The sequence below is a fragment of the Raineya orbicola genome (assembly GCF_002843425.1).
GTDB lineage: Bacteria > Bacteroidota > Bacteroidia > Cytophagales > Thermonemataceae > Raineya > Raineya orbicola.
This window is the reverse complement of record NZ_NKXO01000029.1, coordinates 1-25,994: the sequence shown is the minus strand read 5'-3', so window position 1 is coordinate 25,994 and position 25,994 is coordinate 1. Positions and strand designations below refer to the sequence as shown.

Genomic DNA, 25,994 nt, shown 5'->3' with positions numbered 1-25,994 from the left:
AGCCAAGCAAACCTACTACACCGCAACTTTCTTTTTGGCTTGTACCTGCTGGTTTATCCAAGCATAAGTTTTTTCAAGCCCTTGGCGGAGTGTCATTGTATAATCCCAACCTAATTTTTCACGTATTAGCTTATTATCAGAATTTCTGCCTCGCACACCTACGGGACCGGGTATATTTTTGATAGTAAGTTTTTTACCTGCAATATCCATTACAAGTTCCGCTAATCCATTGATGCTAATCATTTCTTCTGAACCAATATTTACAGGACCCGTAAAATCGGATTCCATTAGTCGGCGAACTGCCTCAATACATTCATCAATGTAAAGGAAAGAACGCGTCTGCTTGCCATCTCCCCATATTTCAATAAAGCCTCCTTCTTCTGCTTCGGCTACTTTACGGCAGATAGCGGCAGGAGCTTTTTCTTTACCACCTTGCCAAGTGCCTTCAGGTCCGAAAATATTATGAAAGCGAGCTATGCGAACTTCCAAGCCATAGTTGCGATAGTACGCCAAAAATAACCTTTCGCTGAAAAGTTTTTCCCAGCCATATTCGCTATCAGGAGCGGCAGGATAAGCAGAATCTTCGGAACATTTCGGATTATCAGGATCTTCTTGGTTATAGGCAGGATACATACAAGCCGAAGATGAGTAAAATACCTTTTTTACACCCATTTTTACAGCCAAATCGGCAATGTTTAGGTTGATAGTAGCCGAGTTGTGCATTACATTGGCATCGTTTTCTCCTGTAAAAATATAGCCTGCTCCTCCCATATCAGCGGCAAGTTGATAAACTTCATCAATATCCTTCAAAACCTCTTTACATACTTGTACGTCACGCAAATCGCCAATAATAAATTCATCGGCAGGCAATTGAGTGTATTCGTGATGCTTCAAATCTACCCCACGCACCCAAAAACCTTCTTGCTTTAATCTTTTTACCAGATGACCCCCAATAAAGCCACCTGCACCACAAACTAAAACTTTTTTCATACTTTTCGTAGTTTAAGAAATTCCAAAAAATTTAAGTATATGAATTTTGGTACAATATGCAAATATCGTTTGTACAAACGTTTCGGCTCCATCAGCAGACGAAAAAACCATTCCATACCAATATTTTGTACCCAACGAGGAGCTTGTTTTACTTTATCAGTGTGGAAATCAAAAGCCGCTCCCACCGTGATAATAAAATGACATTCTACAAATTTAGCCAACCTTGTTGCAAACAATTCTTGTTTAGGCGTACTCAAACCTATCCATACAACTTCTGCCCCACTTTCTTGAATTTTATGCCCCAGCTCTCGCATTTCTTCATCTGTCATTTCTCTAAAAGGAGGGCAAAATGTTCCAACTATGTTGTAATTGCCAAATTTTTTGCCACATTTTTCTTTCAGTTCCTCTGCAACTCCTTCTTTCCCACCGCAGAAAAAATGTTTGATAGGTGTGCTTGCTGTTTTTTGCATTGTTTCAGCAAAAAAACCGGGTCCGTAGCATCTTTGCATTTGTTTAGCTCCTTTCCACCTGCCTATCCATACGCCGGGCATTCCGTCTGGCAAATTCCAGTAAAAGTTCTGTAAAATTTTGGCAAAATTTTCATTTTCTTGAGCATACACCAAACCGTGAGCCCCTGTAGCACTGACCAAGCGATTTTGGGGTTTTTCCTCTTTACAAATTCGTATCAATTCGGCTACTGCTCTTGGTATATTTTGGTTGTAAAGCGGTATACCTAAAACTTTAACAGCGTTTTCCACTCGTTTTTTTTCGCAAATTTATATCTTTGACCGCAAAAAAACAAAAATGGTTGCAATTCTGAAAAGTAAAATTCAAAATTACTTTGCTCAAACGCCAATTCAAGTAGTTATACACGAAATTTTAGTAAGTTTATTTTTGCTTACTCTGCCTTTTTATGTTCCTGCTCCTCGTAATGTAGCTTGGGTGATTATTGGCATCAATGCTATAATAGCTCTCTTGCTACATCAAAATTATAGAAAAAATTTATGGGAACATAAAAACTTATTTTTCTCGCTATCTTTTTTTCTGCTATTACATTTTGTAGGAATGTTTTATACCCAAAATACTGAGTGGGGCTGGTTTTTGATAGGTTTAATAGTGCCTTTGTGGTCTTTACCACTTTCAGTGCAGATTTTTCCCTTAAAAAAGACAACTTTACAGAATTATCTGCGTCTTTTTATCATCGGAACGACTATTTTTGTTTGCTTATGCTATTTAAGGGCATTTTATAGAGTTTTAATAGACTGGAATAATCCTAATTTTCATTGGGAAAATTATTTTTACTATCATAATTTTACAGCTTTTCGTGCCGAACCTACCTATTTAGCAATGCTCATTTGTCTTGCTAATCTTTTTTTACTTATAGACCTTTTTTTTCCTGAATATCTTTCCATATTTTCTGCAAAGAAAATGAAAATTTTACTTCTTGGCTTTTTTTTACTCACAATGCTTCTGCTTGCGGCTCGTATGCAAATTGGTATTTTCATACTGGGCGTAATTCTCATTTTTTTAGAATACTTCCGAAAACAAAATAAAATTTGGCAAGGAATATTTTGGAGTATTGTAGGGGTTAGTATTCTGATAACCGCTATTTTACTTACCCCCAACACACGCAAACGTTTTAGTTTTTTATGGGACAAACAAGAAAGAATTGTTTTAGATAAAAAACAAGACCACTCCTTGGGTAGAAATTGGGACGGAGCTTCTTTACGTTTTGCTCAATGGACTTGTGGCTTAGAACTCATTAAACGCAATTGGCTGTGGGGGGTTGGCACAGGCGATGGTCAGGACGAATTGCAAAAAGTTTATGATGAATACAAATTTTATTTTGCCTCACAATACAACCGATATAATGCCCATAATCAGTTTTTTGAAATTTGGATTGCCTTAGGAATAATAGGTTTGCTTGCTTGGCTAACTTTGTTTATGGTACCCTTGCCTATGCTTTGGCAACAAAAAAACTACTTAGCTTTGAGCATTTGGCTATTGTTATTTTTTTCAGCCTTTACAGAATCATACCTGCAAAGGAATTATGGGGTGATAGTTTTTGCTATTTTTTATGGAATAGCTTTTCTTAGACATTCTCCCAATCAATTTGAACAGGCTTCTTGAAAGTCATCTTAAACTTTGTGCCTTTGCCCAGTTCACTTTCTACTTCAATTTTCCCACCCATTGCCTCTACCTGCAATTTTACGATATGCAAACCTATTCCTTTGCCTTCTACATCAACGTTAGCGTGAAATCTTTTGTAAAAGCCAAATATTTTATCCTTATTTTTCTCTAAATCAATACCTATTCCGTTATCTTCTACTTCTACATACAAAAACGTATCATCTTGATAGGTTTTTACCTTTACTATGAGTTGGCGTTGTATATCGCGGTACTTGATAGCATTGCTGATAAGATTGTAAAAAATACTTTCAACATAAGCCTTGATAGCATATACATAACGCACCTGTAAGTCAGTTTCCAAAATTCCCCCAACTTCTATTACGGAAGCCCGCTGCTTTTCTACTTTTCTTTTCAAATCTACTTTCTCATAAATTTCATTCGCTCCCTTGCGGATTTGGATAATAGTATTGAGATTCTTAATCGTATCATCAAGTTCTTTGGCTGATTGTTGGATAAATTCAAAAATTTTTAGATTTTGAGGGTTACTAATGTTTCCCATATCCAAACACATCAATAGCCCTTGTAAGCGAGCAATAGGGGCTCTTACGTTATGAGCCAAGATATAGGAAAATTGCTCTAATTGACTGACCGTCTGCAACAGAGCTGTATTTTTCTCACGAATTTCTTGGGTACGTTTTTCTACTTCTTCTTCTAAATTTTTGGTGTATCTTTCCAAAATTTCATTAACTCGCTCGATGGTTTGCTGTTGAGATTCTACCTCTTGTTTCTTTTCAGCAAGCTCAATATTCTGCCTGCTAATTTCCTCGTTTTTAGCTTCTATTCTCATTTTTTGCAAGGCTATGACTTTATTCAAACGGCTTTGCCTTAGTAGCAAATACCCCAAAATCAAGACGATAATAAACAAAATAACAATACCTACCCTTGTCCAAAAATCTATCTGCTCATTTACTTTTTTTTCAAGTAGATAATTTTGCTCTTTGTTTTGTAATAAAAATTTGAGTTGGCTTTGCAAAACCTGATTGGTTTTCTGAAAACGTTCCAGAGAGTCTTGGGTAAGATGTGCTTTCCTTTGATATTCAAAAGCCAATTTTATACTATCTAAATAGTAAAGAACATTGGCAAGTCCAGAATAAATTCTAATCTTATGTATTAGTTCAGGCTGATTGGTTTTTTGTAAAATTTTTTCTGCTTCTTTGTAATACTGATAAGCTCGTGTATAGTTTTTTTCATACTCATAACTTTGAGCATAGAAAGTGAGCGTAGAAGCCACGTTTTGCCACTCCGAATATTTTTGGCAGGTATCCAAGTCTATTTTCCAATAATACCGAGCAGAATCTATAAGTTTTTGCTCAAAAAATACATCTCCCTTATTGCCTTGCAAAATCCCTACCCACACCCCACTTTTGAACTTTAGGGCTTTTCCCATAGCCTTATTCAAATACTCAAAGGCTTTAGAAAAATTTTGAAGTTTTTTGTAACACAAAGCAATGGCATTATAGGTATTGATTTGCTCACGGGGCATTAGTTTTTCAAAATTTGGATTCTTGATAAGTTCAAGAAAATATCCCAAAGCCAACTCATAATTTTCTAAACGATATTGCGTAAGAGCGATGTCATAGTAAAGAAAGGTTACCTCATCATACAAATCTAATTTTAAGTAGTTTTCAGAGGCTTCCAAGGCATATCTGATAGTTTTTTCATTATCTTGGGCATAGTTATAGATAAAAGCTAAAAGTTTTGAGGCTTCGGCTAACTCAAAAGTTAGCTTTCTTGCCTTCGCTACGGAATAGGCATCTATGGCAATGGAAATACTTTTTTGAGAGTTCTTATGATAAAGAGCTTTGGCAAGCAATATTTGTGTATAAATTCGCACTTCCCAAAAAGGGTTTTGAAGCGATATGTCTAAAATTTTGGTAGCATTGTTTTCAAGAAAATTCCTATTCTGACTTGCCAGAAATTCATAAACTTTTTGTAAATGAGTGCGGTAATTTTTTTGTGAAAGAGAAGGGATTTGCGTAAATAAAGAGTTGTTCTGTATGCCTTGTCCAAAAGCGTGAATAAAAATTGTAAGCAAAAACCATAAAAATAGAAGCTTTTTCATAAAAAATTTACCACCGATTGGCAAGATAACAAAATTCAATCGGTGGAGAAAGAGTGTTATGAGAAATTTTTGTAGCACTACCAATAAGTCTTTATTCTTTCAAAAGCCTGACGCTCTAACTCTTCGCGATGATCGGGGTGTGCTATTTCTATAAGGGCTTTTGCTCTCTGTTTGATATTTTTACCAAACAGATAAGCTACTCCATACTCCGTAACAATATAATGCACGTGAGCTCGTGTAGTAGTTACTGAAGCCCCCGGTTTGAGCAATGGTACTATACGGGATTGCCCTTTATTGGTTGTAGAAGGAATTGCGATAATAGGCTTCCCGCCCGGTGAAAGAGCCGCCCCACGAATGAAATCCATTTGCCCGCCGATGCCCGAATATTGCCTTAATCCGATAGTATCCGCACAAACTTGCCCCAGCAAATCTACTTCAATAGCAGTATTGATAGCCACCACTTTTGGATTGGTACGAATGACAGAGTCCTCATTCGTGTAGTTGGTATCCAGCATTGCCACTAAGGGATTGTCGTGAATGAAATCATACACTTTGCGTGTTCCCATAACAAAACAGGCTACAATTTTGCCAGGGTGGCGAGTTTTGTATTTACCCGTAATGATGCCCTTTTCTACAAGTGGTACTACCCCATCGGAAAACATTTCAGTATGAATACCTAAATCTTTATGGTTAGTTAGGTTGGCGAGTACCGCATTCGGAATACCCCCAATCCCCATTTGAAGCGTAGCCCCATCTTCTACCAAACCTGCACAAAATTTGCCTATACGCATTTCTACATCACTAATTTCTAGCGGTGGAATTTCTGGCAGGGGTTCATCATATTCTACTACATACTGAAACTTACTGATATGCACAAAACTATCGCCGTGCGTACGTGGCATATGTGGATTGATTTGAGCAATACAAATTTTCGCTTTTTTCAGCACCGAAATAGCACAATCCACAGAAACCCCCAAAGTACAAAACCCGTGAATATCGGGCGGCGAAACGTTAAAGAAAGCCACATCAGTAGGCAAAACATCATTGAGGAATAGTTCGGGAACTTCGCTCAAAAAAACAGGAATATACGAGGCTCTGCCTTCATCTACCGCAGGACGCACCGAATCCGAAACAAACAAAGCATTGATTTTCAAATGAGGTGCATACTTGGCATCAGCTAATTCAAATTTTCCAAAAGGCGAAAAAGCTATTATTTCCAAATCTTTCAGATTATTGGCAATAACATACTCACCAAATTTCTGAACCAAATGCTGTGGATTAGCGGCAACGCCGTGAAAAAAAATCCGTTGCCCCGATTTTACCACCGAAAAGGCTTGCTCAAATGAAACATACACCATAACTTTAATGAGTTTGATTGATGTTTCAAATTGCAAAGGGTTCAGCGAAATAACAAGAAAAAAGAGATGATTTTTGTCAAGAAAATTACTGAAAAACAGATATGATTTTTTGAATAATTTTGGACAGGGCTGATTCTTTCAAAGAACCCAATGGAGCTAATATAAGTGAATTGCGAATAGTAATAATCTTATTACAACGAACTTCGCTCACAAAAGGTATGGCGGTGCTAAATCAGAGCTTTCAAAGTTTATAAGCAAAAATATCGCCCCTAATATTCGTTGTAATTGGAACTATCAACAAGTCATTATCTAAACTATTGGATTTTTTATTGCTTACTACTAATGCAGGACGTTTCTTACTCTTTGCAGAATCGTCAGAAAAAGGATAATTCAGCCATACAATATCGCCTTGTTTGTAACTCATCACTTTATGTTTTGCTGTATTTCGGTAAAAAGTTTATCCCATACTTCATTTTCAGGAGTTAGCCAAATATCATCTAATGAAGTTTGACTTAAAACCCCAAACTCATCATTTTCCCAACTATTAGCCTGCACTACTTCCATATTCATACGTCTGGCTAATTGCAAAATGATGTGAATATCTTGCAAATTATCACTTTTCAAAGTTATTTCCATAACCAAACTTTTTTTACAAATATACCTGATAGCTTTCAGATTTCAAAATTTCAATCAAACAAACGCCAGCTAATTCCTAATCCGAAAGTTCTACGAAAACCTGCATAAAAAGGCGTTACTACATAGCCATTATCGGGCGGAGGCAAAATACCTTCGTTCCAGTGGGTCATTTTCAGAAATGCCCTTACCTTACGAATACGCAAGCTCACAAAAAAATCGCTTATAGGATAGGCTCTCACTAAAAAATCATTTTGCAAGTAAAATTGCTTCAAGGCAGGCATATAGGCATCTGCAAAATAAGCACTACGCCAATGCCAATCTACGCCAACACGCAAAAGCAAAGCCTTACGAAAAAGTCCTTTTTCATAATACCAACTCCCCCACAAATGCCATTCAGGAAAGCGTATTACATCAAAAACTGAAAGATTGCGAGTATAAAAAATTTGATTTTCAAAGTAAAAATCTTTAACCCTAAAATTACACTGCAAGCCTAATTGCGAAATCTGCAAAGTGTTTGGCAGTTGGTCAGGGAAAATGTAGCCTGTGGTATCTCTGTTGAAGTAAATATGATTTGTAATTACTTGATAACGCAAAGAAGGTTTAAGCGAAAAAGCCTGAAAGGGCAAATGCAATTCAGCCCACAATTCTTGAGCAAAAGTGTTTTTTAAGTTATTTTGATAATCCCAAGACCTAACACGCGAAAAATAACGATTTTCCACAAGAGCCGGTGAAAAAGAAATACTTTTCAGACTTGCCCGCAAAAATCTGTGCGAAAGTTTGCCTTGCAAAAGATAATCCTGTTTTCCCAAAAGATATTCAGCTTGCACTTCCAAATTAGCTTTGAATGGTAAAGTAGTTTGCAACATTCCACCTAAATAATTTTCAGATAAGTTTCGCAAGCGATACAGGTCTTTGAAATTGCTTTTTACTCCTAAATCTCTTCGTTTCAGATAACCCCAAAGCCCCAAACCTCGCCAAGTAGTACGTATGCCCGCCTGATTGGTAAGTAAGCGAAACTGATAGTTATCATTGATTTCTTTCAAATTTATGGGAAATTCATCAATTACAGGGAAAGTTGGTTCAGCAGTGCCCAAGTAAAAAGTTTTGTTCGTTTCAAAAGCTCCATCAAAATAGCTATCACGTTGTTTTTCAAACTGCGTACTTTGGAATATACTCAAATGTCTTGTGCTATCTAAGCTGTACTCTTGATAAATTCGCACTCTATCGTAAATTTGCCAACTGCGAGGGTCGCTTGTAAGTTGAGCTTCGGTTTGCTGATAATTGTATAAAATTTCGGGATTATCACCATTTTTTACTCCTCCTAATTCTTTCAGCGGACTATTGAGATGATGATAATGAGCTAAAAATTGATAACGTTTATTTTTTGAGAAAAAACGCACCCAAGCCAGTGCCTTGTATTGCTCTAAAATGGCATTTTCAGTTCGATTGGGACTTGCCGCATACTGACGAAAGGTATTAGTTCGCTGAAATACAAACCCAAAATTTGACCTTTCAGTAATATTTCGGGTAAATTCTACCCCTGCAATTTGTTGCCCACGCCCCCCTTGTACAAAGAAAAAGTCGGAATAAGGAGATTTTGTATCGTAGTAATATACGCTATCAGGGTGAATTTTATGGGCTTCATAGCTTCTGATGCCCCATTGCACCCCCGCTTGCAAAGGTAACTGATAAAATATAGGTTTAACAGGCGTACCCAAATTATGCCCTAAATCTTGGTATAAAAAACGATTTTTTCTTACCAAATCAAAGGTATGAAAGTTTGTAAGCGAGCTATCTATCTTTTGTAAAACGCTATCTTGCTTGCGAAATATCTGATATTCAGTTATTCGGAAAGTAGTAGAAAAGCCATACACATTTTGCGTACTATCATTTAGCACCTGTGCCGAAGATGTAGAATTTGAAAAATTTTGCAAAACAAGCAGAAATGCAAATAAAATTTTACAATTTGTTAGCAATTTCCTAACTTTTTGGTATTTTAAGCCCTGCAAACTTACAAGGTTTTGCCCCAAAAACTCCGATAGAATTTTGTTTTTCTTTTGAAAATCAGTTAATTTTGAAAGATTTTTTTTGTCTTTAACCATCGGTTTATAGAATGAGTACGCATTACAAAGCCGAAGAAGTATTCAACCAACTTATTGAACGGAAATTATTAGTTGTTTCTAAAAACCGCCAAAAATACATATTTTTTATTCTTGTAGGTATTTTTTTGGTGGAAAATATAGTAGCCTTCTTTACAGGAGTGAAAGCAGACTACTATTTTTTATGGGCAAACCTAATTTGGCTTCTGCCTTTTAGCTTATATGCTTTTTTTCGCTCTCACGATATAGCCCCTAATACTTTTTACTTTTTAAGCAGTAATGCCACAATTGCCTCGGGAATGATTTGGGAACAATGCTCTACTGCCAATGTTCCTGAAATTTTCATCATCATCGCTTCAGCAGGGCTGATTGCTATTCATTTGTTTGTGGTAGTAAAAATACCTTTTATTGTAGCTCAAAGTCTTTTAGGGCTTATTCTTTTTACTATCGCCTTACGAGACCATTTTGGCACTCCTCACGCCGTCTATGACTTTTTCCTAATTTTAGGCAGTGTAATTGTTGCGGCTTTTACGGCATTCCAACGATTCCGAATGACTCTGCGAGAACTCATTGCTCAAACCATTATTTACCATTCTAACCAAAAACTTGCCAAACAAGAAGCAGAAATCAACGAAAAATCTCGTCAAATTATTGAAAAAGAACACAATTTGCGTGCCATTCTGGATAATAGTAATATGGCTATTTGGCTCTTGGATAATAAATTCTGCTTATTAGAATACAATATCAAGTTTGAGCAATATATGTGGCATACCTATCAGGAACGAGTTCAGTATGGTGATAATTTCTTAGAAAAAATTGAACGTTTTCCCAAAGCTAAATTTTGGCAAGAACGTTTTGAAAAAGCACTTTTACAAGGTAAAAAGCAAACTTATGTAGATTATTATCCTGAATTTCAACACTACATTCAAGTAGAATTATTTCCTCTGATAGTAAATAGCGAGATTGTGGGCGTTTCTATTTTTGGCAAAAATATCACCAAACAAAAAATTGCCGAGCAAACTATTCAATACAACCAGCAACTTTTAAGCTCTATCAGTCAAAATATTCAAGAGGCTATCTATCGCAGTACCCCTACGCAAGGGCTTATCTATGCCAACGATGCTTTTATGAAACTCTTTGGCTATGACGAAAAAGAAGCTTTTAATCTCAACCCCGAAATCCTGTATGTAGATCCTCAAAAAAGAAGCGAAGTTATCAACCGCCTGCTTAAAAATGAGATAGTAAAAAACGAAGAAGTAATTTTTCGTAAAAAAGATGGTTCACAATTTTGGGGGCTAATGAGTTTAATTGCTCAAAAAGATGATGACGGCAATATCTATTTTGACGGAGCCATTCGTGATATTTCGGAAAACAAAGAAAATCAGCGAAAACTGCAAGAGCAAAACGAAGAACTCAAAAAAATCAATAGCGAGCTTGATAGGTTTGTGTATAGTGCTTCTCACGACCTTAAAGCTCCTTTGGCTTCGGTACTCGGGCTTATCAATATTGCTAAAATGGAAAAAAATGCAGAAATGCTTTTCCATTATTTGGATATGATGGAGCAAAGTGTTCATAAATTAGACAATTTCATCAAAGATATTATTGACTACTCTCGCAATTCTCGTTTGGAAATAGCCTGCGAACCCGTAGATTTACAAAAAATTATTGATGAAATTTACGAAAATCTCAATTATCTTGAAAAGTCTATTTTCATTAAAAAAAATATTCGCATTCAAGCCGAAAGTCCTTTTTATACCGATAGCAAAAGAGTTTCTATCGTTCTGAATAATCTGCTTTCTAATGCTATCAACTATCACAATATTCGCAAGTTAAACCCATTTATCAATATTGAGGCAACTATAACTGACAAAGAAGCAAAAATTGAAGTCAGCGATAATGGCTTGGGCATTGCCCACGAACATTTAGGAAAAATCTTTGATATGTTCTACCGAGCCTCTTATGATAGCAAAGGTTCAGGTTTAGGCTTGTACATTGTGAAAGAAACTATTCAGAAACTTGGCGGTAAAATTAGTGTTCATTCCGAATTGGGTGAAGGTACGAAATTTACAATTATCATTCCTAATTCTATTCCTAAAACGGAGGTATTTCAAAAACAAGAAAATGACCAAATTTCTGTTCAAAATTGAACAAATTCGTGATTTTGAAATCCTTTCTTGGGCTACCCAATTTGAATACATCTGCTTTCTCAACCCTAATGAATGGCAAAATAAAAATTATCCATTCGGTACTTGGCAGAAAATGCTTGCGGTGAGTTCCTTTTGCCTTGAAAACTCTTTTATTGATGAAAAATTGCCTCAGAATGAATGGATTTTTGGCTATTTAGGTTACGACCTAAAAAATCAGATAGAAAACTTGCAAAGCCAAAATCTTGATTTTCTACAATTTCCCGAAAGTTTGTGTTTTGTACCCGAATGGCTCTTAATTTGGGAAAAAGAACATATTCAGGTTTGGGGCAAAACAGAAATCAGCAAAGAAAAGTTTTGGGAAAACATTCAAAAGATTAGTCCGCCACAAAGAAAAAATCAAGTTTCCTGTATTCAAACACGCGTAAGCAAGCAAGAATATTTAGCAAACGTTGAAAAAATTCGCTCTCATATTCTTGCAGGCGATGTGTATGAACTCAATTATTGCATTGAATTTTTTTCAGAAAACGCCCTTATAGAACCTCTACAAACATACTTGCATTTGTGTCAGGTTAGTCCGATGCCTTTTTCAGCTTTTTTGAAATTAGGCAAAAAATATGCTCTCTGTGCCTCGCCTGAAAGGTTTTTGAAAAAAACAGGGACTAAAATCATTTCGCAACCTATCAAAGGGACTATTCGCAGAGGAGAAAACCTGCAAACCGATGAACTGCAAAAACAAAAGTTACTTCAAAGCGAAAAAGAACGTGCCGAAAATATGATGATTGTAGATTTGGTACGTAATGATTTGGCTCGTAGTGCGAAAGTAGGTTCTACCAAGGTCAGTGAAATGTTCGGAATGTATGCTTTCCCAAAAGTTTGGCAAATGATTTCTACTATTGAAGCTGAATTAAAAGAAGGCATTTCTAATCAGCGAGTTATCCGGAATGCTTTTCCGATGGGTTCAATGACAGGTGCCCCCAAAATAAAAGCTATGGAACTTATTGAACAATACGAAAATAGCAAGCGAGGTTTATTTTCAGGTGCAATAGGTTATTTTTCGCCCTGGCAAGATTTTGATTTCAATGTAGTTATTCGCACGTTATTTTATGATGAAGCTCAAAAATACCTTTCTTTTATGGTAGGTAGTGCCATTACCTACGATTCGCAAGCAGAGCAAGAATATCAAGAATGTTTGCTCAAAGCTGAGGCTATTCGAGAGGTATTAAATTTGCCCTAAAAATCAATTAAAAAGGCTTCATTATAAATGAAGCCTCTACGAACCAGTAAATTCACTACAACATTTTTTTTCTAAAAAAACTGATTGTCAGTTGATAGGCTTTTTGGGTTGCTTCTTGGTTGTAGTTGGGGTTGCTCGGGTTAGCGAAAGCGTGTTCGGCGTCAAAACTTTGCAGGCTATAACTTTTTTTGAGCATTTGCAGATTTTTTTCAAATTCAGCTACTACCGCAGGACTAATCCAACGCTCTCTGCCTGCAAAAATACCTAAAACTTCTGCTTTCAACTTTTTCAGACGTTCTACATCTTTTTCGGGCATTCCGTAGTAAATTACACAGGCTTTGGCTTGTTTTTCGGCTAAAATTGCCGCCTGCAAAGACCAACCTCCTCCAAAACACCAGCCAATTGTTCCAAAAACAGCTTTCTTACCTGCATAACTGAAAGCCCCTTGAATGATTGCTTCTATACGTTCTTTTTTAGCTGATTGCATAAATTGCGAAGCCTCTTCGCGTGTAGTGGCTACCTTTTTGTCATACAAGTCTAAGGCAATTACATTTACTTTTCCGTCCAAATCGTTGTAAATTTTTTCTGCTTCTTTTTTGATGTAATCATTCAGCCCCCACCATTCGTGAAAAACCAAAATAAACTTATTACTTTTCTGCTTAGCTTTCAGTTCGTAGGCGTAAGCATCAGTACCATCTGCGGCTTTGAAAGTAATATCTTTGCCTACTTCGCTAATGTGCGTGTAGGGTAATGGCAAAAGATGACTCATCTGAAATTCTTTGTCTTCTGCAAATTGAGCAAAAGTAGCATTTGCAGAGGGCAACTGACAGCAAGTTTGTGCTACCACCCACTGACTAACTATGCAAAATAGCAAAGGGTAAAATATTTTTTTCATTGCAGTTGTACTTTTTCTCAAAGAACGTTTTTTTTGTAAAAAAATTGTAAAACGATGCGTTCATACGAAGCTGAAATTATTTTAGCGAAGCTTTCTTTTGCTCGCATATTGCCTTTGGCTCTTGATGAAAGTGATACGCTATTTTTAGACCTTTCCGAAAACAATGCCGTCAGTGAAGTAATTTATTCTTGGGGAAGTGATAAAATGCAAAAATGGATTGATAATCAATTACAATTCGCTTTCAAAAAAGCTCTTATTGGCGGATATTTGGAAAAAAGAACTCTTTATCACCGAAGCAAACATTTCAACAATGGTACCGAAAAACGAGAATTTCATTTGGGAATAGATATTTGGACACAGGCGGGTATGCCTATTTTTGCCCCTTATGATGCAGTAGTGCATAGTTTCCAAGATAATAATCGTTTTGGAGATTATGGACCTACTATTATTTTAGAGCATCAAGCTGAAAATATCAAATTTTACACACTCTACGGGCATTTGAGCCGAAAGTCTTTAGAAAACAAAAAAGTAGGACAAACTATCAAGCAAGGCGAGCAGTTTGCTGAAATAGGCAATTATCCTGAAAATGGTGATTGGTCTCCACATTTACATTTTCAGGTTATTTTGGATATGCAAGGCTGGCAAGGGGATTTTCCTGGGGTATGTTCTGCTGAAAAATTAAATTTCTACAAACAAATCTGCCCCAATCCTAATCTAATTTTGAAAAGCTCGCTTTTGGAATAAATTTTCATAAAGCGACCATATTTTAGCAGATATGGTCGCTCCAAATTCATTAACTTTCCAAAGCCTTCACACCGGGCAATTCTTTGCCTTCCATATATTCAAGCAAAGCTCCGCCTCCTGTGGAAATGTAAGAAACCTGCTCACCAAACCCCAACTGATTGACCGCCGCCGCCGAATCACCACCGCCAATGAGTGAAAAAGCTCCTTTGGCAGTTGCTTCTGCGATGGCTTGGGCTACAGCGGCTGTGCCTTTGGCAAAGTTAGGCATTTCAAAAACCCCCATAGGTCCATTCCAAAGAATGGTTTTGGATTGCTTAATCAGCTCTGAAAACTCCTCAACTGCTTTTACACCAATATCCAAGCCCATCCACCCCGCAGGAATACACATATTATCTGCTTCCTTGCGATTTGCCTCATTGTTGAAAGCATCAGCAATGACAGAGTCTTTGGGCAAAACTAAATTTACCCCTTTGGCTTTTGCCTTTTCCAGCAGATTTTTAGCCAAATCTAATTTATCTTCCTCCACAAGCGAACTGCCTATTTCGCCTCCTAACGCCTTGAAAAAAGTATAACTCATTCCGCCACCAATCAGCAAATTATCTACTTTTTCTAAAAGTCTTTCAATAATGAGAATTTTATCAGAAATCTTTGCTCCACCCATAATGGCGGTAAAGGGTTTTTCGGCGTTTTCCAGAACCTTTTGAGCATTATCAATTTCAGCTTTCATCACAAACCCTGCCATTTTCTCCTTGAAAAATTGAGCAATAACTGCCGTAGAAGCGTGTTTGCGATGAGCCGTTCCGAAAGCATCATTTACATATACATCACCCAAACGAGCTAATTTTTGGGCAAAAACTTCATCTCCTTTTTCCTCTTCGGCGTAAAAACGTACATTTTCTAAAAGTAATACCTCACCCGCTTTTAAGTTTTGAGCCTTTTGCCAAGCCTCTTCACTAATACAATCAGTTGCAAATGATACTTTTTGCCCCAAAAGTTTCTCCAAAGCGGGTATTACGTGTTTGAGAGAGTATTTTTCTTCATAACCTCCTTTGGGTCTGCCCAAATGCGACATCAAAATCGCAGAACCGCCCTCTTGGGTAATTTTACGAATAGTAGGCACGTGAGCTTTTAAGCGGGTAAGGTCTGTAACTTCAAAGGTGTTTTTATCCAAAGGAACGTTAAAATCTACCCTTACGAGTACCTTTTTACCTGAAAAATTGTAATTTTCTATGTTTAGCATAAGTATTGAAGTGGTTTTAGTTTATCCTAACAACTTTTTTTCATCAAAATTCAAAAAATAACTTTGCTCTGCCCCCAAAGAAGTCATCAGAATAGAAGCATTCTGCTTTTGTGTTTTTTCGGCAATTAATTTGCAAGCTTTTTCGGTGTTGGCACTATCCAAATGGCTGAAAGGTTCATCAAGCAAAAGCCACTCAAAAGGCTGTATCAAAGCACGAATAATCGCTATGCGTTGCCTTTCGCCATAAGAAAGCGTATGAGCTTTTTTGTGTAAAACGTGAGCAACCCCCAAAAACTCAGCCTGTTCTTGCAGTTCTTTTTCTTGCGTATGAGCGTAGAGGGCGGCTTTAATAAGCAAATTTTCCCAAGCGGTAAGATGTAAAAAAAGACGCAAATCCTGAAAAACAATGGAAAAATGATTTTGACGAATATTAGCCCACTCTTCGGCAGAAAGTTGCTGACTATTTTTGCCTGTTACAAGCAAATTGCCCTGAAAATCTTTGCGAAGCCCGTAGATGATATGCAAAAAAGTAGATTTCCCTTTACCCGAAGGGGAGTAAATCAGATAATTCTTACCTTTTTCAAAGCGAATAGTAGTATTCCAAACTTCCGATTGCGGATTAAAGACTTCGGCAAGCGGTTCGGGGACAATTTTTTCAAGGGTAATCTGCATAGCTGAAATTTTGCCTGCAAATTTGGCAAAATTTCAGCGAAAAAGAAAAGTCCGTTGATTTTTGTTTTTACTCCGTCCAGCTCATCGGATATTTTTCATCAACAAAAGACAAAGCCTCTTCGGTAATGAAAAGCGGTCTGAATGTATCAATCATCACGGCGTATTCGTGGGTTTCTTTTGCCCCGATGCTTTTTTCTACGGTGCCAGGGTGAGGTCCGTGAGGCAAGCCCCCAGGGTGAAGTGTAAAAGAACCTCTATCAATGCCTTTACGACTCATAAATTCCCCTTCAGCATAGAAAAGCACCTCATCAGAATCTATATTGGAATGATTGTAAGGAGCAGGAATAGCAAGAGGGTGATAATCAAACAAACGAGGCACAAAAGAACATACCACAGCCCCCCAGCATTGGAAAGTCTGATGAATAGGGGGTGGCATATGAATACGCCCCGTGATAGGCTCAAAATCGTAAATAGAAAAAGTATAAGGATACAAAAAGCCGTCCCAGCCTACCAAATCAAAAGGACTATGCTCATAGACATAATGATGTAAAAATCCTCCTTTTTTGATTTTTACGTGATATTCGCCTTTTTCAGTTTCAGTAATAAGTTCTTGGGGAGGGTGAATATCTCTTTCGCAGTAAGGGGAATGTTCTAAAAGTTGCCCTAGTTCGTTGCGATAACGTTTTACGGTTTCAATAGGTCCCATTGCTTCCATAATGAGCAACCGAACAGGTGCTTCATCAAAATGAATGCGATAAATGGTTGTGCGTGGAATAATTACATAATCACCTTTTTTGATACGCAATCTACCAAATTGAGAGTCTAAATAACCACTGCCATCGTGCAGATAAATCATTTCATCAGCTTCGCCATTTTTGTAGTAATAATCCATTGAAAGATTTTCAGGATTGCAAATGGCAATGCGAATATCTTGATTAGCCATTAAGATTTTCCGAGCCTCCAAATAATCTTTGCCTGTAAAGCCCGCATTAGAAGTTTTTAGGTGTGTTTGCAGTAAAGGTCTTTCTGTAAGCATCTTCAAAGGTAAAGGCACAGATTTTTCTACACGTTTTACGCGGGTAGGTGCGTAAGTATGATACAAGTTGGAGTAAATACCACTAAAACCTTTTGAACTTACTAACTCTTCGTAATAAAGCGAATTATCAGGCTGACGAAACTGAATGTGGCGTTTGGGTGGAATTTTACCCATTCTATAATAGTAGGTCATACAGAGTTGCGTTTTTAGGTTAGAAAAAAGACTTTTCAAATTTACAAATCTTTGCAATTTTTGCAAAACTTTCAGGAAAATCCCTGATTTTCCTCATTTAAGCCTGTGATTTTGAATTTTACCTGCATAATCGCCAAAAATAACATCTTGCACCGCAGGATAAGCAATAAAATCGTGAGGGAAACCCATTTCTACTGCACTTAATTCTGAAAGTTCTTTGAGCATTTCATTAGGCAGTTGAAACCGCAAACAGCCTAATGAATCATCAATTTGGCTTAATTTCCTTGCCCCTATTATTGGAAAAACTTGCTGGTGCTGACTGCGAAGCCAATTCAAAGCAACTTGCGTAGGTGTGTAACCCAAAGTTTGAGCAATTTCACCCACTTTTTGAGCGATTTTGATGTTCTGCGGAATAAGTTTTCGGCTATTTTCAGTAAGGCGAACATCTGCGGGAATGCCTTGATTGTACTTGCCCGTAAGTACTCCTGCCCCCAAAGGCGACCAAGCAAGTACTGCCAGTCCAAAATGCTTTGCCATAGGAAGCAAATCCCGTTCAGGAGTACGTTGAATGAGGCTATATTCAATTTGCAAGCCTATAAAACTTTCCCAACCTCGCAATTCTGCCATAGTGTTGGCACTGGCTACAATCCACGCAGGGCTATCAGAGATGCCTATATGCAGTACTTTCCCTGAACGCACCAAATCATTGAGGCTTTGCATCACCTCTTCAATAGAGGTTGTAAAATCCCACACGTGCAGCCAAAGCAAATCTATGTAATCTGTGTTGAGCCTTCGGAGACTTTGCTCCACAGAACGTTTCAGATTTTTCCGATGATTACCCGAAGCATTTGGGTTTTTTCTATCATCATAAAGAGTATATTTGGTTGCAAGCACAAAATAATCTCTTTGCGAAGCAATAAATTCCCCCACCCATTTTTCACTTGTGCCTTCGGTATATCGGTTGGCGGTATCAATGAAATTTCCACCTTTTTCCACATAAGCATCAAAAATTCTTTTGCTTTCTGCCCAATCGGCACCTGTGCCCCATTCTGTTCCGAAAGTCATTGTTCCCAAACAGAGTTCAGAAACTCGCAAACCGCTTTTTCCTAAAAGTTTGTAAAGCATACTACTCGGCGTTTTATTAGAAAATGAATTGAAATCTTACAAATATGCCATTTCTATTTAGAAAGTGCAAAACCTTTTTGAGTTTTTTCGTATCTATGTAAAAAAACAGGAACAACTATGTTTGACGATTTATTTGTATCTTCACAAAACAAAAAACATCTGACCAATCTTTTGAGTCTAGCGAAAGTAGATGGTTTTTTCCACTTACACGAATACGAGCTTTTACTCGCCATTGCACGCAAGTTTGGTGTTTCGTCGGGGTATTTGCAAAAGCTACAAAAAAACGCCGACCCTCTTTCACTTTCTTTACCCAAAAAACCTTTGGATAGGTTTCATTATTGGTACGACTTGCTCACAATGGTTCTTGCCGATGGAGTTGTTCACGAAAAAGAAGTTGCTTTCGTTGAAAAACTAACGCAAATTTTCCAATACAGCCCCCAAATTATTCAGCCCACTTTACAAATGATACAAGAGGGTAAAACTTTTGAGGAAGCATTCCAAATACTCAAAGAAAGCCATTTTGCTGACTAAAAATCAAAAATCTTTGCTTGCTTTACGTCTTCCTCTGTAATTTTGTAAAACTCTTTATGAATATTGAAAGGTTTTTCGTCTTCCTTAATCTCCACTTTCTTGTAAGAGCCATCTTCTTGCAAAACATAAGCATTGACATTATCACGGAAATTATAAGCCAAAATAGCCGTAGCTTGCATACGCAAAAACTTATCAGTTATTAGGAACAATGATTCTAAACGTCTATCAAAACTACGCACCATCATATCGGCACTCCCCCCATACACCAAAGGATTGCCATCGTTGTAGAAATAATACAAACGTGTATGCTCCAAATAATCCCCTACAATAGAACGTACTTCAATATTTTCGCTTAACCCTACCCTTTGGGGACGCAAACAGCAAATGCCACGTATCATCAATTTGATAGGCACGCCTGCCTTGGAAGCCTCATATAATTCATTGATAATTTCTCTATCTTCCAAAGAATTGACCTTGATAGCAATCCCTGCTTTCAAACCTTTACGGGCATTTTCAGCTTCATTGCGAATAAGTTGGGCTAAACGAGTTCGCATTTCACGGGGAGCGGTGATAAGACATTTGTAATAATCGGGAACCGAATGCCCCGTAATGACATTGAAAAACTCGGAAACATCTTCGGCATAATCTTCATCAGTAGTCAGCAATCCCACGTCTGTATAAAGCCGAGCAGTCTCTTCGTTGTAATTACCACTTGAAAGATGTACATAACGTACAATTTGATTATCTTCTTTACGTACAATCAAGCACAATTTGGTATGGGTTTTATAGCCACCTATGCCATACACTACATAACAGCCTGCTTTTTGCAGTCTTTGAGCCTCGCGAATATTGTTTTCCTCATCAAAACGAGCTTTTAGTTCAAAAAGCACAGAAACGTGCTTGCCATTTTCAGCGGCTTTGAGCAAAGCCTCCGTAATACGGGAATTTTTAGCAAGTCGGTAAATAGTAATTTTGATAGCCAAAGTATGGGCATCTTCGGCGGCTTGCTCCAACAACTCAATGAAAGGCTCAAAAGAATTGTAAGGGTGATGCAGCAAAATATCTCTTTCTTTCAAAATATCAAACAAATCAGTATCTGCTTCAAAACCTCGCATACGCAAAGGCAGAACCTGATTGGGCAAGGGTGGCAATTCATCTGCAAAATCAGGGTGTTTGATAATTTGCCAAAGGCAGGTTAGGTCTAAAAGTTTATCAACAATGAAAATATTATCATCATCAATTTGCCAACGCTCTTTCAAAATTTTCATCAGCCACTCCGAATATTTGGAAAGTACTTCAACACGTACTACTCTCCCTGTTCGGCGGCTTTTGAGCTTGCTTCGGATTTCATTGATAAAATCAGTTTCTATATCATCGCTTTCTTCAAGCGTAAAATCACCATTACGCGTAATACGAAATAAATCCACTGAAAGGATTTTGATATTTTTGTAAAGTTTGCCAATCTGCCAACGGATAATCGTTTCTATCGGCACAAAAAGTATTTCTTCATCTTCTTTTCGTTTGATTTCATAAAAACGAGGCAAATTTTGCGGTACTTGCACAAAAGAAGCTTTTCGTACTGATTTCCCCCCCTCTTCGGCTTGTGTAACTACACCAAACACCAGCGTTTGTGCCCTGAGTATTGGGAAAGCGTGATGACTATCATAAACCATTGGGGTAAGCATCGGATAGATAGTCTTTCGGAAATAGAGTTCTACTTCCTCTTTTTCTATTTCTCGCAAATCTCGGATGGTAGCCAGTCGGAAACCATTTTCTTCAAAATGGCTCATTAGCTCCTGAAAAACTTGGTATTGGTCTGCTACAAAATGGTGTGCTTCGTCAAGTAGTACTTTTCGAAAAGGACGAGCCTTCAAGCCCGAATAATCCAAACGTTCTTTGTTGTAGTCCAGATAATTGTATAAACTTCCTACTCGTATTGTAAAAAATTCATCTAAATTGGAGGCGGTGATAGCCAGAAATTTCATTTTTTCAAACAAATTTCTCCTTTCAGCTTGGGTTTGGTCTAATACACGCCAATTGAATTGTAACCAACTCAAATCACGACTGATGTATTCGCTTTGCTCTATGGTAGAACTAACTTTTTCTCTTACTAACATAGCGTAGAAATTTTGTTATTTTCAAAATTAGTGCAAAAAACCAAAAAAACAAATCCTAACAAGATTAAATACGCATTAAAAAATGTTTATGAAAATCATTTGACAATTATGTCTATGATTTTTTGTAGGAAAGAAGTCATTTTTCTAAATTTGCATTTCATTTAGGAAAAATCAATATTTTATATGAGTATTTTTGCGGGCAAATCTGTTCTGGTAACAGGCGGAACAGGCTCTTTTGGGAAAAAATTTGTCTCTACTATTTTAGAAAAATTTTCTGATGTTAAGAAATTGATTGTGTTTTCTCGCGATGAGTTGAAGCAATTTGAGATGGCACAACAATTTTCGCCTTCTAAATATCCTCAAATCCGCTATTTTATAGGTGATATACGCGATAAAGAACGCCTCAAAAGAGCTTTTGAGGGGGTAGATATAGTTATTCACGCTGCTGCACTCAAACAAGTTCCTACCGCCGAATACAACCCTTTTGAAGCTATCAAAACAAATGTTATCGGGGCTCAGAATGTCATTGAAAACGCTTTGGATTGTGGCGTTTCGCAAGTAGTAGCTCTTTCCACTGATAAAGCCGCCGCACCTATCAATTTGTACGGAGCAACCAAACTCTGCTCAGATAAGTTATTTATTGCCGCCAACAATATGGTAGGCGAGCATAAAGTTACTTTTTCAGTGGTGCGTTATGGCAACGTGATAGGCTCACGTGGCTCGGTAGTGCCATTCTTTTTAGAAAAAAGAAAAACAGGTGTTTTGCCTATCACTCACCCCGAAATGACACGTTTCAATATTTCTTTGCAAGAAGGTGTAGATTTGGTGCTTTTCGCTTTGCAAAACGCTCTGGGGGGTGAAGTTTTTGTGCCTAAAATTCCTTCATATCGCATTTTAGATTTGGCAGAAGCTATTTGCCCTGCTTGCGAGAAACGTATTGTGGGCATACGACCCGGCGAAAAAATCCACGAGGAAATGATAACCGAAACTGATTCGCTCAATACCATTGAGTTGGATAAATATTACGTTATCGTGCCTAACTTCCCTTTTGAAAGCTATGAAAATACATTAGCACGCTTTATGGCTCACCATAAAGGCAAGAAAGTGAAAGAGGGGTTTCGTTATTCTTCGGGACAAAATACCGAATGGCTCAGCGTAGAGCAAATTCGTGAGCAAATACGCTTGCACGTAGATAGTAGTTTTAACGTTGAAGTTCCTCAAAAACTATGAAACCCATACCTTACGGCAAACAAGAAATTACTTCCGCCGATATTGAATCTGTGATAAACACACTACAATCTGATTTCTGGACACAAGGACCTAAAATAGCCGAATTTGAACAAAAATTTGCCGAGTACGTTGGAGCTAAATACGCCGTAGCAGTAGCCAATGGCACTGCGGCACTGCATCTTTCGGCTCTGGCTCTGGGGGTAAAAGAAGGCGTTAATGTTATCACCTCGCCACTTACTTTTGTAGCCTCAGCCAATTGCATAAAATATGCAGGGGGAAATGTATTCTTTGCTGATATTGATGAAAAAACTCTGCTATTAGACCTTAAAAAAGTTGAAAAACTCATTTTATCTAAACCCAAAGGTTTTTTTCAAGGCATCATACCTGTTGATTTTGCGGGTAAAGCGGTTGATTTAGAAAGGCTCAAACTGCTTGCCCAAAAATACAATCTTTGGATTTTGGAAGATGCCTGCCACGCTCCCGGTGGGTATTTTGTGGATAGCAAAGGCGAAAAGCAATTTTGCGGTAATGGTAATTTTGCAGATTTAGCTATTTTTTCTTTTCACCCTGTCAAGCATATTGCCTGCGGCGAAGGAGGAATGATTACCACTAATCGCCAAGACCTATACGAAAAACTACTGCTTTTGCGTACTCACGGTATTACCCGCAACCCTGAACTTTTGCAAGAAAATCACGGAGGCTGGTATTATGAAATGCAAACCTTAGGCTACAACTATCGCCTCACTGATTTGCAATGTGCTTTGGGTATTAGCCAGCTTCAAAGAGCCAAAGAAAATTTGGCAAAACGTCATCAAATTGCTCTACGCTACCAGCAAGCCTTTGAGAGCCTTTCAGAAGTAAAAATCTTACCTTACGACAAAGGAAACGCTTATCATTTGTACATCATTCAAACTGAAAAACGAAAGGAATTATACGACTACCTGAAAGCACATCAAATTTTCTGCCAAGTACATTACATTCCTGTCCATTTGCAACCTTTTTACAAAAATTTAGGATACAAAAAGGGGGATTTCCCTATGGTAGAAAATTATTATGAAAAATGTCTTTCGTTGCCTATGTATCCTACGCTCACAGAAAACGAACAGAGCTTTGTTATTGAAAAGATAAAAGCTTTTTTTGCGTAAAAGGGTGTTTATTTGATAGTTAGATTAAACTCTGAAAAACGCTCATCTTTCAAAAATTTTTCATCGGTGAGTGTTTGCAAAAAAGCAATAATCCGACGCTTTTCAGTTTCGTTGAGGTCTATTCCCAATGAACCATTAGGTTTGCGTAAAAGGTTATCCAGATTGGGATTGTTCCGAACCCCATTCTGGTAATGGTTCAACACTTGCTCCAAAGTTGAAAATCTGCCATCGTGCATATAAGGACGAGAAACCGCAACATTCCGCAAACTGGGAACTTTAAATTTGTAGCGGTCAGCAGGATTAAGGGTAACCTTTTCCCTGCCTGTGTCATTGCGAGATAAAGGAGCAAGACCATTATCACGATAGCTCAAATCTGTGAATAAAATCCCTTGATGACAAGAAGCACATTTGTTCTGAAAAACCTGAAAACCTGCTAATTCATCAGCATTAAGCGATTCTTTGCCCGCTAAATATCTATCATATTTGCTATCGGCAGAAATCATCATCACTACAAATTGCGAGATAGCTTTCAAAAAGCGTTCGGTAGTAATTTCTTCCGAGCCAAAAGCCTCTTTGAAAAGTTTGGGATAAGTAGCGTGATTACGAAGTTTTTGCAGAATATTGCTTAGCTTTTCGTCCATTTCTACGGGGCTTTCAATGGGCTGTATTGAAAAGAAATCCAAGTGATTTACGCCTCCGTCCCAATTGAACTCTTTGTGCCAAGCTAAATTTTGCAAAGAAGGAGCATTCCGAATACCAAGTTTATCATCAATGCCGTGGCTTACATCGTGCTCGTGATGCGTGAAGGCAAAAGGTTGTTGGTGGCAAGTTCCACAGCTAATCGTACCATCGCGAGAAAGTATGCCATCATAAAAAAGTGCTTTGCCGAGCTTAAAACCCGCAGGTGTGGGAGGATTTTCGCTCACATTGTAATGTGTTTCGGGGAAATTTTGAGGTTTTTCAAAACGAATAGAGGCATAAATATCGGGCTTTTGCTCTTCTTTTCTCTGACAAGCAATCCAAACAAATACAATCAATAAATAATAAGCACTTGTTTTCATATTTTACTTTTCTACAAATGTAACTTTTTTCACAAAAAAAAGTTTCTACATAAGGAAAATTTCAATACAAATTTGCAAGTATTGAGTTTTTTACTAAATTGCCACAAAAATTATGCAAGGTATGATAAAAAAATTCCTTTTTCTGCTCATTGCAGGCGGTTTGCTTACGGCTTGCAAAGAAAATAATACTGGGGGCGAAGTAAAAAAAGCTGATTCTACCCAAAATGTTTCCCAAGATACTACTAAAATTGGCAATGAAGTTGCCAAAGTGGCTTCGGAACTTCCCTCACCTGTGGATTTTATTGCTCACATCAATCAAGCTAAATTGGAATACAATGCCAAATATCTCAACAATGCCGAAAATGTTGAGGCGTATTTAAGCACTTCCCAACGCAGTGCTATCAATTTGGGGGTATATTTAGTAGATTTAGGCTACAATTCGCTGTATATGAAAGCACAGGAAGGCTTAAAATATCTAAAATCTGTCAAAAAACTCACTGACCAACTCAATATTCTTGATGAGCAAACCAAAGAAATGGTTTTGAAATTTGAAAAAAATCTTGAAAACCGCGATTCCTTGCTTTCTATTGCCCGCGAAGGCTATTTTTCTATCGACGAATACCTGCGTAAAAATGAAAGAACTGATGTGGCAACTTATGTGCTTATCGGAGCTTGGGTAGAAGGTTTGTATTTAGGAACAAGTCTGCTCAAAGAAATACCCAATTACGATAAAGATGAAAAATACAAACTTGCTTTATGGCGTATAGGCGGTCAGAAAACCTCTTTGGAAAATCTTATCAATATCGTAGGAAAAATGGAGCAAAACGAAGAAAATAAACAACTTCTTACCAAACTTAAAGACCTTTACAAGGCTTATGAAAGTGTAAAAGTAGAAAACGCAAGTAACGATATAGATGTTTTGGACATTGCAGAAGTGCAAAATGCCGACGAAATTAGTGATAAAGTGCTTGTGAAAACTACTAAAAAAGTAGAAATCAACAAAGCCGCTGTTGAGCAAATTCACACAAAAGTTTCTGATTTGAGAAGTTTCTTGGTAAGAAAATAGTTTTTCAAAATACATTGAAAAAAAGGCTTTGCAGTTAAGCAAAGCCTTTTTTTTGCTACAACCATTTTTCTATTCGCTGTATAATCCTACTAAAACAACGTGAGTTAAGCGGCAATATCTTGAAAAAGTTCAAAATTTGTAAGTAGATTTTTTTCTTGAAAATCTCTAATAGTGGGCTTTTTATCTAGGAATTTGTAGGCAATAATTCCAGACCACAAATTGAC

General features: G+C 37.5%; 22 protein-coding genes. 8 read left to right on the top strand and 14 right to left on the bottom strand.

Annotated elements, in window-relative coordinates:
- Nucleotides 1-15: 15 nt before the first annotated feature.
- Together Rain11_RS09590 and Rain11_RS09585 are read right to left on the bottom strand one after the other, a co-directional pair.
- A complete protein-coding gene (locus Rain11_RS09590) occupies nucleotides 16-990 on the bottom strand; it encodes an NAD-dependent epimerase/dehydratase family protein (RefSeq protein WP_101359145.1) in 975 nt (324 codons plus the stop codon).
- A complete protein-coding gene (locus Rain11_RS09585; RefSeq protein WP_243390576.1) occupies nucleotides 987-1,748 on the bottom strand; it encodes a WecB/TagA/CpsF family glycosyltransferase in 762 nt (253 codons plus the stop codon). The genes Rain11_RS09590 and Rain11_RS09585 overlap by 4 nt, the downstream gene beginning before the upstream one ends.
- 46 nt (nucleotides 1,749-1,794) lie before the next feature.
- On the opposite strand from Rain11_RS09585, the gene Rain11_RS09580 reads away from it, so the two are divergent.
- A complete protein-coding gene (locus tag Rain11_RS09580; protein ID WP_101359144.1) occupies nucleotides 1,795-3,120 on the top strand; it encodes an O-antigen ligase family protein in 1,326 nt (441 codons plus the stop codon).
- Here the strand turns inward: Rain11_RS09580 and Rain11_RS09575 are convergent.
- The 5 genes from Rain11_RS09575 to Rain11_RS09555 form a co-directional block, all read right to left on the bottom strand.
- Complete coding sequence (locus Rain11_RS09575) at nucleotides 3,083-5,242, bottom strand: tetratricopeptide repeat-containing sensor histidine kinase (protein ID WP_133121561.1); 2,160 nt, start codon at nucleotides 5,240-5,242, stop codon at nucleotides 3,083-3,085. The two genes, Rain11_RS09580 and Rain11_RS09575, sit on opposite strands and share 38 nt — an antisense overlap.
- A 77-nt stretch (nucleotides 5,243-5,319) precedes the next feature.
- Complete coding sequence (locus tag Rain11_RS09570) at nucleotides 5,320-6,600, bottom strand: acetyl-CoA hydrolase/transferase family protein (RefSeq protein WP_101359142.1); 1,281 nt, start codon at nucleotides 6,598-6,600, stop codon at nucleotides 5,320-5,322.
- Between the two features lie 241 nt (nucleotides 6,601-6,841).
- Nucleotides 6,842-7,024 (bottom strand): type II toxin-antitoxin system PemK/MazF family toxin, encoded by a 183-nt coding sequence (locus tag Rain11_RS09565; protein ID WP_101359141.1) that lies wholly within the window; start codon nucleotides 7,022-7,024, stop codon nucleotides 6,842-6,844.
- The gene (locus Rain11_RS09560; RefSeq protein ID WP_101359140.1) at nucleotides 7,024-7,236 is read right to left on the bottom strand and encodes a hypothetical protein; all 213 of its coding nucleotides are present in this window, start codon (nucleotides 7,234-7,236) and stop codon (nucleotides 7,024-7,026) included. The genes Rain11_RS09565 and Rain11_RS09560 overlap by 1 nt, the downstream gene beginning before the upstream one ends.
- Nucleotides 7,237-7,286: 50 nt before the next feature.
- Entirely contained in the window at nucleotides 7,287-9,212 is a 1,926-nt protein-coding gene (locus tag Rain11_RS09555; RefSeq protein WP_165778111.1) for a putative porin, read from the bottom strand.
- Nucleotides 9,213-9,349: 137 nt separating this feature from the next.
- Between Rain11_RS09555 and Rain11_RS09550 the strand changes: the two genes are divergently transcribed.
- Both Rain11_RS09550 and pabB read left to right on the top strand, forming a co-directional pair.
- Complete coding sequence (locus Rain11_RS09550; RefSeq protein ID WP_101359138.1) at nucleotides 9,350-11,482, top strand: sensor histidine kinase; 2,133 nt, start codon at nucleotides 9,350-9,352, stop codon at nucleotides 11,480-11,482.
- Entirely contained in the window at nucleotides 11,457-12,716 is a 1,260-nt protein-coding gene (gene pabB, locus Rain11_RS09545; protein WP_101359137.1) for an aminodeoxychorismate synthase component I, read from the top strand. Before Rain11_RS09550 ends, pabB begins: the two co-directional genes overlap by 26 nt.
- Before the next feature lie 55 nt (nucleotides 12,717-12,771).
- Here the strand turns inward: pabB and Rain11_RS09540 are convergent, their stop codons facing one another.
- Complete coding sequence (locus Rain11_RS09540) at nucleotides 12,772-13,611, bottom strand: dienelactone hydrolase family protein (protein WP_101359136.1); 840 nt, start codon at nucleotides 13,609-13,611, stop codon at nucleotides 12,772-12,774.
- 54 nt (nucleotides 13,612-13,665) lie between these two features.
- Here Rain11_RS09540 and Rain11_RS09535 point away from each other — a divergent pair, with 54 nt between their 5' ends.
- Nucleotides 13,666-14,355 carry a peptidoglycan DD-metalloendopeptidase family protein gene (locus Rain11_RS09535; protein WP_207764448.1) on the top strand — a complete coding sequence of 230 codons (690 nt, stop codon included), beginning with the start codon at nucleotides 13,666-13,668 and terminating at the stop codon, nucleotides 14,353-14,355.
- A gap of 49 nt (nucleotides 14,356-14,404) precedes the next feature.
- On the opposite strand, the gene Rain11_RS09530 is transcribed toward Rain11_RS09535, so the two are convergent.
- The 4 genes from Rain11_RS09530 to Rain11_RS09515 all read right to left on the bottom strand — a co-directional run bounded on the left by Rain11_RS09530 (nucleotide 14,405) and on the right by Rain11_RS09515 (nucleotide 18,620).
- Nucleotides 14,405-15,595, bottom strand: a complete 1,191-nt coding sequence (locus Rain11_RS09530) for a phosphoglycerate kinase (RefSeq protein WP_101359135.1) — start codon at nucleotides 15,593-15,595, stop codon at nucleotides 14,405-14,407.
- A gap of 21 nt (nucleotides 15,596-15,616) precedes the next feature.
- Entirely contained in the window at nucleotides 15,617-16,267 is a 651-nt protein-coding gene (locus tag Rain11_RS09525; protein ID WP_101359134.1) for an ATP-binding cassette domain-containing protein, read from the bottom strand.
- Between the two features lie 67 nt (nucleotides 16,268-16,334).
- Entirely contained in the window at nucleotides 16,335-17,495 is a 1,161-nt protein-coding gene (locus Rain11_RS09520) for a homogentisate 1,2-dioxygenase (protein WP_101359133.1), read from the bottom strand.
- 93 nt (nucleotides 17,496-17,588) lie between these two features.
- A complete protein-coding gene (locus Rain11_RS09515) occupies nucleotides 17,589-18,620 on the bottom strand; it encodes an aldo/keto reductase (RefSeq protein ID WP_101359132.1) in 1,032 nt (343 codons plus the stop codon).
- Nucleotides 18,621-18,737: 117 nt separating this feature from the next.
- Between Rain11_RS09515 and Rain11_RS09510 the strand changes: the two genes are divergently transcribed.
- Nucleotides 18,738-19,151, top strand: coding sequence for a tellurite resistance TerB family protein (locus Rain11_RS09510; protein WP_101359131.1), 414 nt, complete (start codon nucleotides 18,738-18,740; stop codon nucleotides 19,149-19,151).
- Here the strand turns inward: Rain11_RS09510 and ppk1 are convergent.
- Nucleotides 19,148-21,268 carry a polyphosphate kinase 1 gene (gene ppk1 / locus Rain11_RS09505; protein ID WP_101359130.1) on the bottom strand — a complete coding sequence of 707 codons (2,121 nt, stop codon included), beginning with the start codon at nucleotides 21,266-21,268 and terminating at the stop codon, nucleotides 19,148-19,150. The genes Rain11_RS09510 and ppk1 overlap by 4 nt on opposite strands.
- Before the next feature lie 183 nt (nucleotides 21,269-21,451).
- Between ppk1 and pseB the strand changes: the two genes are divergently transcribed.
- Entirely contained in the window at nucleotides 21,452-22,498 is a 1,047-nt protein-coding gene (gene pseB / locus Rain11_RS09500; protein WP_101359129.1) for a UDP-N-acetylglucosamine 4,6-dehydratase (inverting), read from the top strand.
- Entirely contained in the window at nucleotides 22,495-23,643 is a 1,149-nt protein-coding gene (gene pseC / locus Rain11_RS09495; RefSeq protein ID WP_101359128.1) for a UDP-4-amino-4,6-dideoxy-N-acetyl-beta-L-altrosamine transaminase, read from the top strand. Before pseB ends, pseC begins: the two co-directional genes overlap by 4 nt.
- 8 nt (nucleotides 23,644-23,651) lie before the next feature.
- Here pseC and Rain11_RS09490 read toward each other — a convergent pair whose 3' ends face one another.
- Nucleotides 23,652-24,704: a cytochrome-c peroxidase gene (locus Rain11_RS09490; RefSeq protein WP_101359127.1), complete on the bottom strand. Its 1,053-nt coding sequence runs from the start codon at nucleotides 24,702-24,704 to the stop codon at nucleotides 23,652-23,654.
- 121 nt (nucleotides 24,705-24,825) lie between these two features.
- On the opposite strand from Rain11_RS09490, the gene Rain11_RS09485 reads away from it, so the two are divergent.
- Nucleotides 24,826-25,770 (top strand): hypothetical protein, encoded by a 945-nt coding sequence (locus Rain11_RS09485; RefSeq protein ID WP_133121560.1) that lies wholly within the window; start codon nucleotides 24,826-24,828, stop codon nucleotides 25,768-25,770.
- Nucleotides 25,771-25,994 lie beyond the last annotated feature (224 nt).

Bases quoted from the DNA above. Each gene is read 5' to 3' on its own strand.
- Rain11_RS09590 (WP_101359145.1), bottom strand. From the start codon at position 990: ATGAAAAAAGTTTTAGTTTGTGGTGCAGGTGGCTTTATTGGGGGTCAT.
- Rain11_RS09580 (WP_101359144.1), top strand. From the start codon at position 1,795: ATGGTTGCAATTCTGAAAAGTAAAATTCAAAATTACTTTGCTCAAACG.
- Rain11_RS09575 (WP_133121561.1), bottom strand. From the start codon at position 5,242: ATGAAAAAGCTTCTATTTTTATGGTTTTTGCTTACAATTTTTATTCAC.
- Rain11_RS09570 (WP_101359142.1), bottom strand. From the start codon at position 6,600: ATGGTGTATGTTTCATTTGAGCAAGCCTTTTCGGTGGTAAAATCGGGG.
- Rain11_RS09565 (WP_101359141.1), bottom strand. From the start codon at position 7,024: ATGAGTTACAAACAAGGCGATATTGTATGGCTGAATTATCCTTTTTCT.
- Rain11_RS09560 (WP_101359140.1), bottom strand. From the start codon at position 7,236: ATGGAAATAACTTTGAAAAGTGATAATTTGCAAGATATTCACATCATT.
- Rain11_RS09550 (WP_101359138.1), top strand. From the start codon at position 9,350: ATGAGTACGCATTACAAAGCCGAAGAAGTATTCAACCAACTTATTGAA.
- pabB (WP_101359137.1), top strand. From the start codon at position 11,457: ATGACCAAATTTCTGTTCAAAATTGAACAAATTCGTGATTTTGAAATC.
- Rain11_RS09540 (WP_101359136.1), bottom strand. From the start codon at position 13,611: ATGAAAAAAATATTTTACCCTTTGCTATTTTGCATAGTTAGTCAGTGG.
- Rain11_RS09535 (WP_207764448.1), top strand. From the start codon at position 13,666: ATGCGTTCATACGAAGCTGAAATTATTTTAGCGAAGCTTTCTTTTGCT.
- Rain11_RS09530 (WP_101359135.1), bottom strand. From the start codon at position 15,595: ATGCTAAACATAGAAAATTACAATTTTTCAGGTAAAAAGGTACTCGTA.
- Rain11_RS09525 (WP_101359134.1), bottom strand. From the start codon at position 16,267: ATGCAGATTACCCTTGAAAAAATTGTCCCCGAACCGCTTGCCGAAGTC.
- Rain11_RS09520 (WP_101359133.1), bottom strand. From the start codon at position 17,495: ATGACCTACTATTATAGAATGGGTAAAATTCCACCCAAACGCCACATT.
- Rain11_RS09515 (WP_101359132.1), bottom strand. From the start codon at position 18,620: ATGCTTTACAAACTTTTAGGAAAAAGCGGTTTGCGAGTTTCTGAACTC.
- Rain11_RS09510 (WP_101359131.1), top strand. From the start codon at position 18,738: ATGTTTGACGATTTATTTGTATCTTCACAAAACAAAAAACATCTGACC.
- ppk1 (WP_101359130.1), bottom strand. From the start codon at position 21,268: ATGTTAGTAAGAGAAAAAGTTAGTTCTACCATAGAGCAAAGCGAATAC.
- pseB (WP_101359129.1), top strand. From the start codon at position 21,452: ATGAGTATTTTTGCGGGCAAATCTGTTCTGGTAACAGGCGGAACAGGC.
- pseC (WP_101359128.1), top strand. From the start codon at position 22,495: ATGAAACCCATACCTTACGGCAAACAAGAAATTACTTCCGCCGATATT.
- Rain11_RS09490 (WP_101359127.1), bottom strand. From the start codon at position 24,704: ATGAAAACAAGTGCTTATTATTTATTGATTGTATTTGTTTGGATTGCT.
- Rain11_RS09485 (WP_133121560.1), top strand. From the start codon at position 24,826: ATGATAAAAAAATTCCTTTTTCTGCTCATTGCAGGCGGTTTGCTTACG.